Origin of the sequence: Metallosphaera tengchongensis (assembly GCF_013343295.1) — an archaeon.
Taxonomy (GTDB): domain Archaea; phylum Thermoproteota; class Thermoprotei_A; order Sulfolobales; family Sulfolobaceae; genus Metallosphaera; species Metallosphaera tengchongensis.
Map to the genome: position 1 here is coordinate 618,543 of NZ_CP049074.1, position 15,403 is coordinate 633,945.

General features: G+C 47.5%; 19 protein-coding genes. 14 read left to right on the top strand and 5 right to left on the bottom strand.

The features are described 5' to 3' along the window. The first annotated feature begins 9 nt into the window (after nt 1–9). Entirely contained in the window at nt 10–963 is a 954-nt protein-coding gene (locus GWK48_RS03180; protein ID WP_174629524.1) for a hypothetical protein, read from the top strand. Here the strand turns inward: GWK48_RS03180 and GWK48_RS03185 are convergent. After that, nucleotides 940–1,782, bottom strand: coding sequence for a UbiA family prenyltransferase (locus tag GWK48_RS03185; protein ID WP_246263885.1), 843 nt, complete (start codon nt 1,780–1,782; stop codon nt 940–942). The genes GWK48_RS03180 and GWK48_RS03185 overlap by 24 nt on opposite strands. Before the next feature lie 43 nt (nt 1,783–1,825). Here GWK48_RS03185 and GWK48_RS03190 point away from each other — a divergent pair, with 43 nt between their 5' ends. Continuing rightward, nucleotides 1,826–2,032 (top strand): PolB1-binding protein PBP2 family protein, encoded by a 207-nt coding sequence (locus tag GWK48_RS03190; protein ID WP_174629528.1) that lies wholly within the window; start codon nt 1,826–1,828, stop codon nt 2,030–2,032. Here GWK48_RS03190 and GWK48_RS03195 read toward each other — a convergent pair. Next, on the bottom strand, nt 1,999–2,742 hold the full coding sequence (locus GWK48_RS03195; RefSeq protein ID WP_246263886.1) for an NAD(P)/FAD-dependent oxidoreductase: 744 nt from the start codon (nt 2,740–2,742) through the stop codon (nt 1,999–2,001). The genes GWK48_RS03190 and GWK48_RS03195 overlap by 34 nt on opposite strands. A gap of 131 nt (nt 2,743–2,873) precedes the next feature. Further along, the gene (gene speD, locus GWK48_RS03200) at nt 2,874–3,245 is read right to left on the bottom strand and encodes an adenosylmethionine decarboxylase (protein ID WP_174629529.1); all 372 of its coding nucleotides are present in this window, start codon (nt 3,243–3,245) and stop codon (nt 2,874–2,876) included. Nucleotides 3,246–3,433: 188 nt separating this feature from the next. Between speD and GWK48_RS03205 the strand changes: the two genes are divergently transcribed. Beyond that, entirely contained in the window at nt 3,434–3,724 is a 291-nt protein-coding gene (locus tag GWK48_RS03205) for a DUF211 domain-containing protein (protein ID WP_174629531.1), read from the top strand. Further along, on the top strand, nt 3,711–4,721 hold the full coding sequence (locus GWK48_RS03210) for a TIGR00269 family protein (protein WP_174629533.1): 1,011 nt from the start codon (nt 3,711–3,713) through the stop codon (nt 4,719–4,721). Before GWK48_RS03205 ends, GWK48_RS03210 begins: the two co-directional genes overlap by 14 nt. A 214-nt stretch (nt 4,722–4,935) precedes the next feature. Here the strand turns inward: GWK48_RS03210 and GWK48_RS03215 are convergent, their stop codons facing one another. Continuing rightward, nucleotides 4,936–5,463, bottom strand: coding sequence for a cob(I)yrinic acid a,c-diamide adenosyltransferase (locus GWK48_RS03215; RefSeq protein ID WP_174629535.1), 528 nt, complete (start codon nt 5,461–5,463; stop codon nt 4,936–4,938). Between the two features lie 35 nt (nt 5,464–5,498). Between GWK48_RS03215 and leuS the strand changes: the two genes are divergently transcribed. Continuing rightward, a complete protein-coding gene (gene leuS, locus GWK48_RS03220; protein ID WP_174629537.1) occupies nt 5,499–8,357 on the top strand; it encodes a leucine--tRNA ligase in 2,859 nt (952 codons plus the stop codon). A gap of 2 nt (nt 8,358–8,359) precedes the next feature. Here leuS and GWK48_RS03225 read toward each other — a convergent pair whose 3' ends face one another. Beyond that, a complete protein-coding gene (locus GWK48_RS03225; RefSeq protein WP_174629539.1) occupies nt 8,360–8,929 on the bottom strand; it encodes a hypothetical protein in 570 nt (189 codons plus the stop codon). A gap of 44 nt (nt 8,930–8,973) precedes the next feature. On the opposite strand from GWK48_RS03225, the gene hisC reads away from it, so the two are divergent. The 9 genes from hisC to hisI are packed head-to-tail and all read left to right on the top strand — an operon-like array spanning nt 8,974 to nt 15,304. Beyond that, nucleotides 8,974–10,056, top strand: coding sequence for a histidinol-phosphate transaminase (gene hisC, locus GWK48_RS03230; RefSeq protein ID WP_174632479.1), 1,083 nt, complete (start codon nt 8,974–8,976; stop codon nt 10,054–10,056). Next, a complete protein-coding gene (gene hisG / locus GWK48_RS03235; protein ID WP_174629541.1) occupies nt 10,028–10,885 on the top strand; it encodes an ATP phosphoribosyltransferase in 858 nt (285 codons plus the stop codon). Before hisC ends, hisG begins: the two co-directional genes overlap by 29 nt. Further along, entirely contained in the window at nt 10,882–11,571 is a 690-nt protein-coding gene (hisA, locus tag GWK48_RS03240) for a 1-(5-phosphoribosyl)-5-((5-phosphoribosylamino)methylideneamino)imidazole-4-carboxamide isomerase (protein WP_174629543.1), read from the top strand. The genes hisG and hisA overlap by 4 nt, the downstream gene beginning before the upstream one ends. Then, nucleotides 11,564–12,145 (top strand): imidazoleglycerol-phosphate dehydratase, encoded by a 582-nt coding sequence (hisBd, locus tag GWK48_RS03245; protein ID WP_174629545.1) that lies wholly within the window; start codon nt 11,564–11,566, stop codon nt 12,143–12,145. The genes hisA and hisBd overlap by 8 nt, the downstream gene beginning before the upstream one ends. Beyond that, entirely contained in the window at nt 12,142–12,897 is a 756-nt protein-coding gene (gene hisF / locus GWK48_RS03250) for an imidazole glycerol phosphate synthase subunit HisF (RefSeq protein ID WP_174629547.1), read from the top strand. The genes hisBd and hisF overlap by 4 nt, the downstream gene beginning before the upstream one ends. Continuing rightward, on the top strand, nt 12,894–14,081 hold the full coding sequence (gene hisD / locus GWK48_RS03255; RefSeq protein WP_174629549.1) for a histidinol dehydrogenase: 1,188 nt from the start codon (nt 12,894–12,896) through the stop codon (nt 14,079–14,081). The genes hisF and hisD overlap by 4 nt, the downstream gene beginning before the upstream one ends. Then, on the top strand, nt 14,074–14,355 hold the full coding sequence (gene hisE, locus GWK48_RS03260) for a phosphoribosyl-ATP diphosphatase (RefSeq protein WP_174629551.1): 282 nt from the start codon (nt 14,074–14,076) through the stop codon (nt 14,353–14,355). The genes hisD and hisE overlap by 8 nt, the downstream gene beginning before the upstream one ends. After that, nucleotides 14,352–14,939, top strand: a complete 588-nt coding sequence (gene hisH / locus GWK48_RS03265) for an imidazole glycerol phosphate synthase subunit HisH (RefSeq protein ID WP_174629554.1) — start codon at nt 14,352–14,354, stop codon at nt 14,937–14,939. Before hisE ends, hisH begins: the two co-directional genes overlap by 4 nt. Next, nucleotides 14,936–15,304 carry a phosphoribosyl-AMP cyclohydrolase gene (gene hisI / locus GWK48_RS03270; protein ID WP_174629557.1) on the top strand — a complete coding sequence of 123 codons (369 nt, stop codon included), beginning with the start codon at nt 14,936–14,938 and terminating at the stop codon, nt 15,302–15,304. Before hisH ends, hisI begins: the two co-directional genes overlap by 4 nt. Nucleotides 15,305–15,403 lie beyond the last annotated feature (99 nt).

Genomic DNA, 15,403 nt, shown 5'->3' on the forward strand with positions numbered 1-15,403 from the left:
TTATAACGTATGACAGTGAATTTCGTTACGTTCGACGAGGGTGAAATAGGAGGCTACGTTGACCATCAGAGCTCTGTGAAGTCAGCAATTCTAGGTTCCACGTTTAACGAACATACCTTCAACTTTTACGTTGAACATAAACCGGTAAAGGGTTACTTGGTCATAGTTACCGAATCCCCTCCTGAGTTCATTAAGTGGAGACTTTGGCTCAACAACTTCTCCTTGACAAAGGAGTTCAAACCCAACCTTAGTTTCTCAGGTGAAAGTAAGAAGGAAACCAGCTTCCATATTTTCGACGTAACCCATCTCATTACCAGCGGAAAGAACGAGCTGACAATAAGTTATAATGGAGCTAGGTCTTTGGCAGTTAAGGTCGTCAGCGTGGTCTCCATCATTGAGGCAACTGGTTTCCACACCGCATACTCGTTGAGGGGAGGCTACCTTCAGCTCAGACCGGGAGACCAAATAGAGCTGAAGTCCCTAGGGAGAAACTACATAGTGTTAAAGGGGAACTTGAGGGAGCAAGTTAGGATAATGAACGGAAAGAACTTTGACGACCTGATTGAGCTCAATCATGAGTGCGAGGAGGTCGAGCCTGAGAGTGAAGGTATAGTAAAGGTACTCAATGTGACGGAAGCCTCCAAGGCTTCAGTACAACTTCTTTTGCACTACACCTACAAGTCAGAAGCACCTGCGCTGGACTTTGACCTCATACCCAACGTAATTGGTAACGTCCTACAGATAAGGATAGTGAACACGGGAGAGGTCGATATCGAGAAAGTAACGTTAAACGTCATGGTCAACGGTGTAACTGCTAGCTTTAGGACCATCACTAACGTGGGAAAGGGGAGGGATGCCGTTTGTGAGGTCCAGATCCCACCCAGGAAGGGGAACGTTCTAATAAGGGCGGTCGGAATAAAGGCTGGGCTAAGGAGGATACTAGATAAGGAATTGGATAGGTAAGCTTCCCAGGGCGAAGGCTACCATGCCCAAAAAGGCGGAGACTTTGAGATAAGATCTGGCCTTGCTTGCGCCTTCCTCGCTGGTTTGGGAAACTAATGCCCGCGAGGTTACGTACAGGAAAGGTATCAGGAGTACCCCATATAGTATGTTGAAGCCAAGTATCAGAGGTGCTGGCGAGGTGACCTCAGTTATGAGTAAAGTTATCCGGGCTATTTGCCACGCCCTGGCTATCCCATTAGTTGTGGCTAAAGTCCTCACCCCGTGCGCCATATCCCCCCTGTAGTCCTCTACTCCCTTAATGATCTCCCTGGCTAAAGTAAGTAGGAATGTGTAAAGGACCGGGATCCATATCCTCTGAATCCAGAAGCCCGAGTGGTAGGAGAGGCCGCCGTAAAAGAGGGACAATGCGGTCGTAGATGCCACAATTAAATTACCGTAAAGCCCTGTCTTTTTCAGATCCCTAGCGTAAATAACTAGGGCTACACTGGTCAAAAGCGCCACCAAGAACTCATAGAGGCCCTGAAAAATGGCTATGACGGTCCCCAGCCCCATCAAGGCATACGATAGGGCAGTAGCAGTCCCCACTGAGACTGAGCCTGAAGGAATTGGCCTATCGGGTTTGTTTATTTTATCTATCTCAACGTCATACACGTCGTTGATGGCATACCCCCCTGCTGAGACCAACGCTACAACGACTATAGCCTCGACTATCTCCAAGAGGTTGAACTTCCACATTGACGATACTACGTACCCTGTAAAGGCTCCAAGACTAGCCCCAATAACGTTGTGAATCCTGACGAGCCTTAGAAATGCATTCAAGATAAGGTTAAATCCATTAAGTGACAAATAAAATTGAGGGACAATGGGGGAAACCACAAACAAGGACATCGAGGTGGCAAAGAAGTATTTCGTCACTAACGTTTCGGTTGGGGAAATTGCAGCAGTTAGGGATCTGAAAGCCCTTGGAGTAAAGGAGCCGGAGAGAGTAATTGCGGAGTTGTTGAGGATGAACGTGATAGTGAAGGGCGACGGGTGTTATAATCTCCTGAGGGAGAAGAGGAAGGTGTGAAAGTCAAACTCTCTGTCTACCCTAATGGTCCTTCCATGTAGCAACCTGAGAGCTAGGAGGTCTATCCTCCACGTCCTCTGAAGAATTTCGGTTAACAGGTACTGTCTCTCTATCTCCTTCTTTATTTTCCTGGAATTGGAAAAGTTCTGTAAGAGCTCCGCTATCCCGAAAATTCCTCCACCTGTAAACGTTTTTATTAAACCAGTTCGATCTCCTATTGCTGGTACGGACAGCTGGATTGGTTTAACCCTAGGTATTCCGCCACCATGGACGCTCAACCTCCTCTTCTCCACAGCAGGGACGAAAGGTCTAGGGTCTCCTAGGGAGAGTGCTCCCACTAGGGCTTTATCAGGTAGGGGTACGATCCAACCGAAACCAGCAGGATTCCTAGGGTCAAGGGTCACAAGAATCTCATCTAGATTCAAAGGTTCCGTAACGTACTCCATTGCCTTTACCCACTTGGCCTTACCCTTCCATCCAGATGCGTCGAACACTTTACCTGTATACTTGGTCCCTCTGACCATAACCTCGCCTTCACCCTTGATTGTGGCGTCGGCGGGTCTAACGACGTTCAGTTCAGAACTTAACCAAATTTCTAGCTTCTCCCTGTTTAGCCTGACGAAATCCCCTTCAATGAAAACTTCCCCCCGCCCATCGACTACCCTAATGGACTTAAACTCCCTGTCCACGAACTCCTTAGATAGACCCAATTTGATGAAGGTACCTCTACTTATGATGCCCGTGCACTGCTTTCCAGGGGCACGCCTCCTGTCAAAAATGAGAGGGTTAAGATCCCGGAATTTTAACCCCAGAAGAAGTCCAGCTATTCCTCCTCCTACAATTAGAACTCCGATGATCTATCAGCCTCATTTATCCTGAAACGTTTCGCCTTAAGTTCCTTTGTGATGTAGTTGAAGGCTCTCCTGGGGTCTGTATGGCTACCGCAGGAGTAAACATCGACCGTGGCAAATCCGTGCTCAGGCCAGGTATGTATGGTAACGTGGCTTTCTAGAACTATTGCTACAACGCTTACTCCTTCGCCAATCTTCCATGCCTTTACGTCAAGTAACGTCATGTTTCCCTCCCTCACTGCACCAGTGGCAATCTCCTTTAATCTCTCAGGATCCTTCAAAGTTTCAATGTCACACTCGTAAAGGTTGCCAAATACTTCCTTTCCGACTACTCTAGGTGAATCTCTTAACTCTACCCCCATCACCTTTTGACCCCCCGTTTATATACCCCTATACCTAATCATATTTAAACTTATCCTACTCAACCCGGGGGGTTAATAAAGGAGAATCGTTCAATTTTAATGAAGACTTTTATATTCCCCCCTTAGCTGTCGAAGAAAATAGTCAGAAATTTAACGGAGAAAGAAGTAAAGTGAAGTATCGATGAAATTTGCCAATTAGGAGAGTTGTCCTTGACGTCTTGAAACCAATAAGGGGGTCCTCAATTGTGGATCTCGCGGAAAAACTCGACAACTTGCCTGGAGTGGAAGGTGTTAACATAAGCGTAACCGATATGGACGTAGAGACCATGGGCTTGTCCATTGTGGTTGAGGGGACTGACGTTAATTTCAAGCAGGTCCAAGAGGTACTTGAAGGGGAAGGGTGCGCAATCCACAGTATAGATGAGGTAGCCAGCGGTAAATCCCTGGTAGAAGGGCGACGTCCCAATGATATGCGATGAATGTAAATCCAGGGACGCGGACGTACTGCAACCGCACACAGGTAAGAGGCTATGTAAGTCCTGTTTCCTGAAGGACGTTCAGAGAAGAGTTTCAGAGGAGGCTGTGAAGCTAGGTGTTACCAAGGCATCCAAAGTTCTAATTGCGGTATCAGGAGGTAAGGATAGCTTGGTCTTGGCTGATACGTTGGCTATGGTGATCGATCCTAAGAGGATCATCGCGTTCAACATAGTGGAGGGAATAGCGAACTATAACAGGGAAGGACAAGTCAAGGAACTTAACGCCTATCTCAGGGATCTAGGGATAGAGTTAATCTCCACTTCCTTCAGGGACGAAGTCGGGTTTTCACTCGATGATATGGTTAAATCCTCTAGGGAGAGAGGGTTGAACATCGCGGCCTGCACCTTTTGTGGTGGGTTCAGGAGGAAGTTAATTAACCAAGCGGGGAGGAACGTCAACGCAGACTTAGTAGCTACAGGTCACAACTTAGATGACGAAGTTCAGACAGTCATCATTAATCTGCTGAGAGGCGATGTCAAGAAGTTGGGCAGAATAGGGGATTTACCCTTCAAGCTCAGCGATAAGTTCGTCATGAGGATCAAACCCTTGCGAAGGATCTATGAGTGGGAGACCACCCTCTACGCCCATTTCAAGGGGTACCACTTCCAGGAGGTTGAGTGTCCCTACATATCCCTGAGACCGACCATGAGAGCGAAGGTTAGGGATCTAATGTACGATTTGGAGGAGAGATCTCCAGGGATTCTCCTTAAGATATTGGAAACCTATGACAGTCTGGGAGATCAAGTCAGGAAGGAATCTAAGTTACCTAACCTACCCTCATGTAAAATATGTGGAGATCCCACAAGTTTTGGAAGAGAGTATTGTAAAAACTGTGAGCTACTGATTTCATCAGGTCTACTGGGTGGTGAGGGTCTCGTCCAGGGGGAAGAAGGAGAGGCTGGTAAAACAGTTCCCTATAGCGGAAGAACATTGGAGTGAGCGTTCTCAGGTTCTCAAAACGGGAGGTCTTGGGGGTTCAAAGCTTGCACTTTTAGGTTAAGGCTTACCCCACAATCATTTAATCTGGACCCTCACTCCAGTGATAATAGAACGGCCAACCTCGCCCCTTGGAGCGTGGAGGAAGTCAGCTAGACAAAGGTCAATGTATCAGGTCGTGAACACTGACCTCAACCATAATCGAGATCCGACTCAATTAGAAGTACTTTCCAATATCGTAGTACCTTTCCGAGACTCCCTTTCTAGCATTGGCGGCAACTGCCATGATGAAGAGGAGGGAAGATAGCCTATTTAGATAAACGATGGTCGTCTTATTCCTCACCTCTAGCTCTCTGGAATACTTCACAGCATTCCTTTCTAACCTCCTTACCACTGCCCTCGCCACGTGGAGCGTCGAAGCCTCTTCACTTCCCCCTGGAACTATGAAGAGCTTGACTGGACCGGTCTCCTTTCTGTAGACAACGGTCCTCTCCTCTATCCATTTCACCTTATCCATTGTAATTTTCTCTGAAAAAGTGCTCCAGTCCTCACCCAAGGAGAACAAGTCTAGTTGGACCTTCTCAAGATCCCTCCTCATGTCCTCCCAAGGAACCTTAGCGAGAGCTAGACCAATGAAGGAGTTGGCCTCATCTATATCCCCAAGGAAGTTAACCAAAGGAGAGTCCTTCCCTATGCGTCCCTTAGGGACGTTAGTTTCACCTTTGTCTCCAGAACGGGTGAACATTTAATAAGCTTATAAAAGTTGTTCTTAAATAGGTTTTGGTGATCACGATTCCACCTCAAGAATTTACGGAGTTTCTCAACGAGATTTCTAAGAAATGGCAAGAAGAGTGGAGAAGAAGCAGAATTTTCGAGGCGGAGCCCAAGGATCAAAAGAAGTTCTTCACTACAGTGGCCTTTCCGTATCCCAATTCACCCTTTCATCTTGGTCACGGAAGAACCTACGTCACTGGTGACATTTACGCCAGGTATATGAGAATGAAGGGTTATAACGTGCTCTATCCAATGGCGTTCCACTTCACTGGGACTCCCATAATTACCATGGCAGACGACGTCGCTAAGGGGGACAAGGAACTCCTGGACATATTCCAGAACATATACGAGATCCCATCTGAAGTTCTGCCTAAACTCTCTGACCCTCTCTTTATGGCCAACTATTTCAAGGAGGACATAAAGAAAGCCATGTCGGAGCTCGGTTTATCCATAGACTGGAGAAGGGAGTTCACCACCATAGACCCTAACTTTTCAGCCTTCATTGTCTGGCAGTTCTCCAAACTTCAAGAGAAGGGTTACGTTGTGAGGGATACCCATCCTGTCGGTTGGTGCCCTGTCCACAACCTACCTGTGGGCATGCACGATACTAAGGGGGATAAAGAACCGGACATAGGGGAATACACCCTGATCTTCTTTGAGACTAAACAGGGAGATCTCGCAGCTGCTACCCTTAGGCCGGAGACCGTGTTTGGTGCAGTTGCAGTATGGGTAAACCCAAAGGCCACTTACGTTATTGCGGAAGCTTGGGGGAGGACCGTAATAGTCTCAGAGAAATCGGCAGAGAAGTTGAAATTCCAGCTTGATTCGGTTAAGGTAATAAAGAAGGTATCTGGCAGCGAGCTAACAAAGATGACTTCAGTTAACCCCATAACAGGGAAGGAGATTCCGGTTCTTCCAGCCGACTTTGTGGATCCTTCCACAGCTACGGGAGTTGTGATGAGCGTTCCAGCTCACGCCCCGTTCGACTATTTTTATCTCAAGAAGGTTAAACCAAACGCTCAACCAATACCTGTGGTTTCGGTTGAGGGCTACTCAGACCTACCAGCGAGAGACCTAGTTGAGAGCACCCATCCAAAAGACGATGAGGATCTGAAGAAGTTAACTGAACAGCTTTACAGAGCGGAGTTTAACAAGGGAAAAATGAGGAACGACGTCCTCACCTTAGTAAAGAGTGAGTACAGGTCAGCGCTGGAATCCGTAGGTGGAAAACCCGTTCCAGAGGGCAGGGAGATTATCACCAAATTCCTTGTGGAAGTAGGAAAGGGTGGGAAACTGCTGGAAATAATGAATAAGCCGGTGTACTGCAGGTGCGGAAACGAGGTGGTCGTGAAAATACTGAAGGATCAATGGTTTCTGGACTACGGAAACCCGGAGTGGAAAAGCTTAGCCAAGGAACTCCTGTCCAAAATGAGGGTTGTTCCTGAGGAGACCAGGAAGGACTTCGAGTACGCCTTAGATTGGTTGCAGAAGAGGGCGTGTGCTAGGACCAGAGGTTTAGGGACGCCTCTACCCTGGGATAAGAGGTGGATAATAGAGAGCCTATCCGATTCAACAATTTACATGGCTTACTATACCATATCCCATAAGATCAAGGAAGCTGGTTTGCATCCGTTCCAGCTCACCGGTGAGACCTGGGATTACATCCTCCTAGGGAAGGGTAACCCGGAGGAAATCGCAACCAAGACTGGAATCGGGAAGGATCTGTTGATGGAGCTCAGGAGACACTTCACTTACTGGTACCCATTGGACATGAGACACAGCGGGCCAGACCTCATTCCCAACCATCTGAGCTTCTTCATTTTCAACCATGCAGGAGTTTTCCCCAAGGAACTATGGCCCAGGGGAGTCGCAGTAAACGGTTTCATACTTTACGAAGGGAAGAAAATGAGTAAATCCTTGAGGAATATAGTTCCACTTAGGAAGGCGATAAGGATTTACGGTTCCGACGTGGTGAGAATAGCCCTCACTTCCACAGTGGACATGGGCTCAGACGCGAACTTCACGGAAAGCGTCGCTAAGTCCATCTCCGATAGCCTAAAGAGGTTCTTCGAACTTCTGGATTACACTAGTGGCTCTCAACTGGACGGTACGCCAGAGAAGTGGCTGAGGTCAAAACTCAATAGGATAGTCAAGGAGTCCACTCCTCTCATGGAAGAGATGAAGTACAGGGAAGTTGTAAACGATCTCCTATTCAACCTCTCCTCCTACATCAATGAGTATCTAGAGATGGTTAGATCGGAGTCCAGGGAGTATAACCCTAAGGTGATCAGGGAGGTTCTGGAGGTTTGGACTAAGATGATTTCACCCTTCGCTCCCCACACGGCAGAGGAGGTTTGGCACAGACTTGGGCACGAATCCTTTGTTGTCACTGAGACCTGGCCAGTCCCTGACGAGGGCAAGATAGACGACAAGATCGAACTAGAGCACGAGTACTATAAGCAACTTATAGACGACATCAGGGCAATTCTCAACGTGTACAAGGGTAAACCTTCTTCCGTAACCCTCTACGTTCACGACGGAAGTCTGAGGAGGTTGGTTTCCACAGCGTTAGAGGTCTTAAGTAAGGGAGGCAGCGTCAAGGAATTCATGCAGACAAACCAGCCTAAGACTAAGGAAGAAGCGAAGAGACTCCAGAGAGTAGTTCAGTATGTGACCGAGATGTCTGAGACCAACAAGAGGTTGCTTAAGGTGGAAGATGACGAAATGGAAATGTTAAGGAGAGGAATACCATTCATAAGATATAAGTTGAACCTAGAGGTTGAAGTGCTCCAGTTTACTGAGGAAGTAGGGAAATTGATCAAGAAGGAAGCTTTACCCCTGAGACCAGCGATAGTCTTGAAGTAGGTCTACTTCAACCTCACTCTACTTTTCTTTATCTCAACTCTTCCAATTTTTACGAGATGCGATAGCTCCTCCCTAATTTCCTCCTTAGATCTCCTGAGCTTCCTTGATGAGATATTAACTAGGTCCTGGAGCGTAGCCTCTCCACCTAGCTCCCTCAGGATTTGGATCACGTCATCCCTCTCCTGAACGTCCTCTATTACGCCATGGTTTAACCTAAACAGGAACCTAGTCCCCTCCCCTATGGCCAAAAAGGAATTAGCATCGACCTTGGTAACCTTGAATTTCCTAGAATCTGGTAGTTTCAACTCCCTAATTGACGTGACCAGTAAGTAATTGGGAGGGACTTGGTTTTCGCTGTCAGCTTCAAATACCATGTTTACCGAACCTTGATCGCATGTTAAGTCTACGGAAAAGGGTACCAAGTTCCACTTTATTTTCTCTTGATTAAGTATGCAGACCTTTTCCCCTCTCCTAGTCAACTCTCTTGCTATAGAGAACGTGATGGATAAATTAACACTATAATAGTAGGATACAATAAGGTGTTTCCCTGATAGGAGCTCCTCGAGGAACATGAAGGAAAAAGCTTAAAGGAAGTTAAAAACTATAACCACGAGGGATTCTTATTGCACCAACCGACGTAAATGAATTAATATACCCCTGGTTAAGGGAGGCAAAGGAGTACGACTTCACTGACATAAAGGACGGAATTAGGTTACACCTCAACGAGTCTCCCTATTCTCCACCGGATTTCGTATTGGAGGCTGTTTCTAAGTACTTGAGCAAGGGGAACAGGTATCAGCATCCAGATCTCTCTAGGAGGTTCAAGGAGCTAGCAGCGGAGTACAACAAGGTTGAACCTGAGGAGATATTCCCCACGCCGGGAGGAGATGGAGCCATCAGGTCGGTGTTCATGAGCCTGGCCCAAACAGGCGATAACGTTGTTACTAACTATCCGAGTTATAGCATGTACTCGGTCTACTCCTCCTTTAGGGGGTTAAATCAAGTGAAGATATCATTGAAGGAAGGAGAAGATTGGTGGAATGAGGATTGGGAAAACTTGCTCTCAAACTCAAAGAAAGCCAGGTTAGTAGCCATAGACGATCCAAACAACCCAACTGGATCCCCTATGTTAAGTGCCGACGAAAGTAAAATAGCAGAGCTTGCACAATCCACCAAAGGCTTTGTCCTCTTGGATGAGGCCTACTACGAGTTCTCAGGTTATACAGCGTCCCGGCTAGTTAGTAAGTACCCAAACCTAATTATTGTTAGAACCATGAGCAAGGCATTCTCCCTAGCCTCCTTCAGAGTGGGTTACCTCATTGCAAATAAAGATGTGGTGAAGACGCTTGAGAAGGGATCCACTCCGTTCGACGTAGCCTTACCTTCACTGATAGCTGGCATCACGGCCCTGGAAAACCCTAAATACGCGAGGGACGTAGCTGGGGAAATATCTAGGAATAGAAACGAACTTTACAATTCGCTCAGGGGTATGGGGGTTAAGGTATACAAGTCCATCACAAATTTCCTTCTCATTAAACACCAAGGTGATTTAGTGAACCCTCTGCTTAGGAAGGGGATAGCGATCAGGAACCCAATGAAAGGATTTTATAGGGTCACAGTGGGGACAAGAGACCAGTGTAAAGTTTTCATTGAGAGGTTGGGTGAGATTCTTGAAAATAGCGATACCAAACAAGGGTAGATTGCAGGGTCCAGCTATTCAATTTTTAAACTACGTTGGGATTAAGCCCCTCGCCAACGACGATAGGGCACTTATGGTTCCAACGAGTTGGGAAGGGGTTCAGCTAATAACCGTTAGAACAGAGGACATTCCAAGTATAGTGGAGACCGGAGCTGTGGATATAGGTATCACAGGGTTGGACTACGTCCTGGAATCTGAGGCAGATGTGGAGGAGTTGGTGAAACTTGACTTTGGAAGGTCTAGGATAGTCCTAGCAGTACCCCAGAGTTGGAACGTAGAAAGACCTGAGGAAATAAGGAGGGAGATTAGAATCGCGACCAAGTACTCCAACTTAGCTACTAAGTACTTGGAGAGGAAGGGATTGAAGGCCAAGCTTGTGAAAATTAGTGGAGCTGCTGAGATCATGCCTTCCTTAGGAGCTGCTGATGCCATAATAGATGTGACGAGTACCGGCACGACCCTGAAGCTTCATGGCCTTAAGCCTATAGATACTGTGGTTGAAAGTTACGGTGTTGTAATAGGGAATAGATCGTGGGTAAAGAGCGAGGAGGCTGACAGGATAAACCTAGTCCTCACAATGATGAAGGGTGCATTAAACGCTAGGGGGAAGAAAATGATATTTATGAACGTTGCCGACGCCTACCTCTCCTCAGTTGTGTCTTCGTTACCAGCCATGCTTGCCCCAGCCATATCCAAGCTAAGTAACTCGGATGCCTGGGAAGTGGTCACGGTCACCGATGAGGATAGACTACCAGAGGTCATAGCTAAGGCAAAGACTGCTGGGGCAAAGGATATCGTAGTAGTTAACATTGAAAAGGTGATAAAGTGAAAGTGGTTCCGAGCATTGATATCAGTCAAGGCAAAGCAGTCAAGAGGGTGAAGGGCAGGGAGGGCACTGGGCTGATCCTCGGGGATCCCATAAAAATAGCTAGGGAGTTGAGATCGTTCGGATACGATGCAATCCATGTGGTTGACCTAGACGCTGCTGAGGGTAAGGGAGACAACACGTCCTTAGTGGTGGAGATTGTCAAGGAAGGGTTCGACCATGTGAGTGTAGGGGGAGGGATTAGGACAAGGGAAAGACTGGAAAGACTGATCTCTTTAGGGGTAACCAGGGTAGTCATGTCTACTTTACCTTTCACCATGGTGAATGACTTCATGAAAATCTCCCAGGGATATCTGGACAAGGTGATGATCTCCGTGGACTATTGTGGCGATGAGGTATTGATAAAGGGCTGGAAGGCCAGCGCACTTTCAGTATCTAAGGCTCTAGAAATTGTGAGTTCCCTGGGAGTGAGAGGGGTTATATTCACTTACGTTTGTAATGAGGGCACAACCATGGGCATAGACCCGCAGGTAGGCGACTACGCACGGAGGGTTCCAGGAGAGAGGGGTTACGCTGGGGGGATAGGGACCTTTGAGGACTTGAGGTTACTAAGTTCAATGGGCTTCGACTTCGCCATAGTAGGTATGGCGCTCTATACTGGCGTTCTCAGGGGTGTCGTTGATGTCTAGGTATTCTGAAAAGGTGAGGGATACCAAGGAGACTAGAGTGCAGGTTAAGCTTGAGCTGGACGGTGACGGAAAAGTGGAGGTGAAAACGCCAGTGTCCTTCTTCAATCATATGGTTCACTCCCTCCTCTTTTACATGGGTACAAACTCCCTTGTTGTCGCTGAGGACAAGCAGAACTTTGACGACCACCACATTGTGGAAGATGTGGGGATAACCCTAGGACTTACCTTAAAGGAAGCCCTCGGGGACAAGAGGGGGATAAGAAGGTTCTCAAGCGCCATAGTGCCGATGGACGAGGCGTTAGTTATGGTTGCTGTGGACGTGTCAGGGAGAGGTTACGCCTCCGTAAATCTGGACCTGAAGAGGGAAAAGGTTGGCGACCTGTCTACAGAGAACGTGTCCCACTTCTTTTGGTCATTTGCGACCAATGCAGGGGTGACTCTTCACATTAGGAAACTGGACGGTTATAACGAGCATCACATAATAGAGGCCTCTTTTAAGGGGGTCGGTCTAGTCCTAAAGGACGCCTGTTCATTGACAGGAACGGACATCAGGAGCACTAAGGGATCACTATGACGACTAAGAGGATAATAGCTTGCTTAGACGTAAAGGACGGGAAAGTGGTTAAGGGCGTGAAATTCTTAGATCTGAAGTTGAAAGGGGATCCTGCAGAGTTGGCATCAAGGTATGAGGAGGAGGGGGCAGACGAAATAGTATTCCTCGACATCTCAGCCACAATAGAAGGAAGGAGGACCCTGTTGGAAAAGGTTAGGGAGACCGCAAGCGTTCTATCCATACCCCTTACCGTCGGAGGAGGGGTAAGGTCAGTTGAGGACGTCTCTAGACTGCTTTCCAACGGAGCTGATAAGGTTAGCTTAAACACCATTTCAGTCGAGAACCCGGCGGTTGTCTCTGAAGCCTCCAGAGAATTTGGAGCGCAAGCCGTGGTGGTTGCGATCGACGCCAAGAAGGAGGGAAAATCGTGGAGAGTATTTACCAAATCTGGTACCAAGGACACAGGGCTAGACGTCTTAGCATGGGCTAAGAAAGTTGAGGTACTAGGAGCAGGGGAGATCCTCCTCACAAGCATAGACAGAGACGGAACCAGGGAAGGATTTGACGTGGAGTTAACCAAGAACGTTGTAGAAATTACGAACATACCTGTAATAGCGAGCGGTGGTGCAGGAAGACCGGAGCACTTCCTGGACGTCTTTAAGCTTTCTGGTGCAGATGCAGCCCTAGCCGCAGGTATCTTCCACGATGGCGTGGTAAGGATACGGGACTTAAAGGATTACTTAAAAAGGGAGGGGGTAGAGGTTAGAGCATGATAAGGAGAGAGTTACCGAAGAGAAGGGTCCAGTCCTTCTCTGACGTTTTAGACAGGGTTAGGGAAATTATAAATAGGGTAAGGGTAGGTGGCGACCAAGCTCTGAGGGAGCTTACTTTACAGATAGACGGTGTTAAGTTGGATAGGCTTGTGTTGGAGGACAGTTACATTAAGGAGAGATCTGAAGTCCTTGACCCTAAGGTTAAAGAGGCGATAGACAACGTTTGGCTCCAACTGACTTCATTCCACGATCTCATTAAGCCACCTAACCTGGGTGGGGGAAGCGAGGGGGTGGAGTACGGGATAATATGGAAACCTATTAGGAAGCTTGGGATATACGTTCCTGGAGGGAAGAAAGCCTATCCCTCCTCGTTAATGATGGCTGGAATTCCGGCTAAGATAGCTGGAGTGAAGGAGATATTTGTATCCACGCCAACGAGGGGAGATCTGGACCCAGCGATTGCTTATATTGCACAGAAACTTCAAGTCAAGAACGTCTATCCCATAGGAGGAGCTCAGGCAATAGCAGCTATGGCTTACGGAACTGAGAGCGTGAAGGCGGTGGACAAAATAGTTGGTCCAGGGAATGTGTACGTTCAGGGTGCCAAGTTTTTAGTTAGCAGTGACGTCGGAATAGACGCAATTGAAGGGCCTACAGAGCTCGTGATCATTGCAGATGAGAACGCCAATCCTAAGAACGTTGCCCTAGACCTTATGGCACAGGGAGAGCACGGTTCTTCCTCAATGTTGGTACTAATTTCAAACTCCGCCGAGTTGCTGAATGAAGTTTCGAACCTCCTTCAAGGGGATAACGAGTTCTACTTGGTGAAAGTCTCTTCCTTAGAGGAGGGCATCCAGATAGCTAATGAGCTGGCTCCAGAACACCTGTCCTTATACACTTCTAGGGCAAGGGAACTTCTAGCGAGGGTGGAGAACGCCGGAGCTATCACACTTGGAAACACTCCGCCAGCTCTTATTGACTACTCCGCTGGACCTGATCACATACTTCCCACTAACGGTTGGGCTAGATTTAAGGGAGGGCTCACGGTATTCGACTTCCTAAAGGGCATATCCTACGTTAGGGCGGAAAGGATTTCCGAGTCCCTGGTGAAATCTGCTGAGATTATTGCGAGATATGAAGGTTTTAACGTTCACGCCAATAGCGTAGGTGTTAGATATGAGTGAAGTGTTGGGAGATCTCTACTCCGTAATACAGAAGAGGTTGAAGGAGATGCCTGAACAAAGCTATACCGCCTCCTTAGTAAGGAAAGGGAAACATTACGTAGCGAGGAAAGTGGGTGAAGAAGCTGTAGAAGTAGTAACGGCGTCCCTAGCTGAGGGGAGGGAGAGAGTGATAAGTGAGAGCGCAGACCTCCTTTACCACCTTCTGGTTCTTTTGGCTCTAGATGGGATATCCCTAGATGAAGTATACGCTGAATTAAGGAGGAGAATGAGATGAAGGCAGTTGTGCTCAATTACGGTGTAGGTAACCTCTTCAGCATTTCCTCTGCTCTCAGGAAGCATGGACTTGAGGTAGAGATCCTCAACGAACCCAAAGAAGCTGACTTGGTAGTTTTGCCAGGAGTTGGCGCATTCAACGCTGTGGGTACTTTCCTTGAAAGATGGAGAGATGAGCTGAACGAATTAAGGAAATCAGGCACTCGCTTCCTGGGCGTGTGTCTCGGTATGCAGGTTCTATTTGAGGAAGGCAATGAAGGGGGTAGGACCAGAGGGTTAGGGTGGCTCCCTGGACGGGTAGACCTCTTGGTGAATGCCCCTAAGCTACCTCATATCGGATGGGACGTCCTGGTTGAGGGTACCCCATGTGAGATGAACGAAGGTCTGCAAGGGAAGTACGCCTATTTCGTACACAGCTATGTAGCCTACACCCCTGAAAAACCAGCCATGACTTCGGTTTACGGAGTGGAGTTCCCTGCTCTAGTGTGCAAGGGTGAAGTCGTAGGGACTCAGTTCCATCCTGAGAAAAGCGGAGAGACAGGTAAAGTATTCTTTTCGAATTTAATGAGGTGGCTTAAGACATGAGGTTGACCAGGAATGCTGCTGAAGCACTAGCTTCAAAATTGAGATACAGGCATGAAATGGACACGGTAATAGCTGTCCTTCAGCACCACGAGAGTAGAGAGGTTCTGATGGTGGGTAACATGAACAGGGAAGCTGTAATCCTGACCTTAACTACAGGCTTAGTACATTTTTGGTCCATATCAAGGGGAAAGATATGGTTGAAGGGAGAGACGAGCGGTCATTATCAAGAGGTTCGAAAGGTCAAGGTGGACTGTGACGAAGATGCGCTTGTAATTGAGGTTATCCCTAAAGGTCCAACTTGTCATACTGGAAACCAATCCTGCTTTTACAGGAACTTGGAGGAATTAGGGTCGTCTGTATCGTGAGATGAGAGTTTCATGGGATGATTTGTAACGAGTTGTTTACGCTCGTTACACAATTTAACTTAATTTATGAATTGAATTATAATAAACTTAAGCGATTTA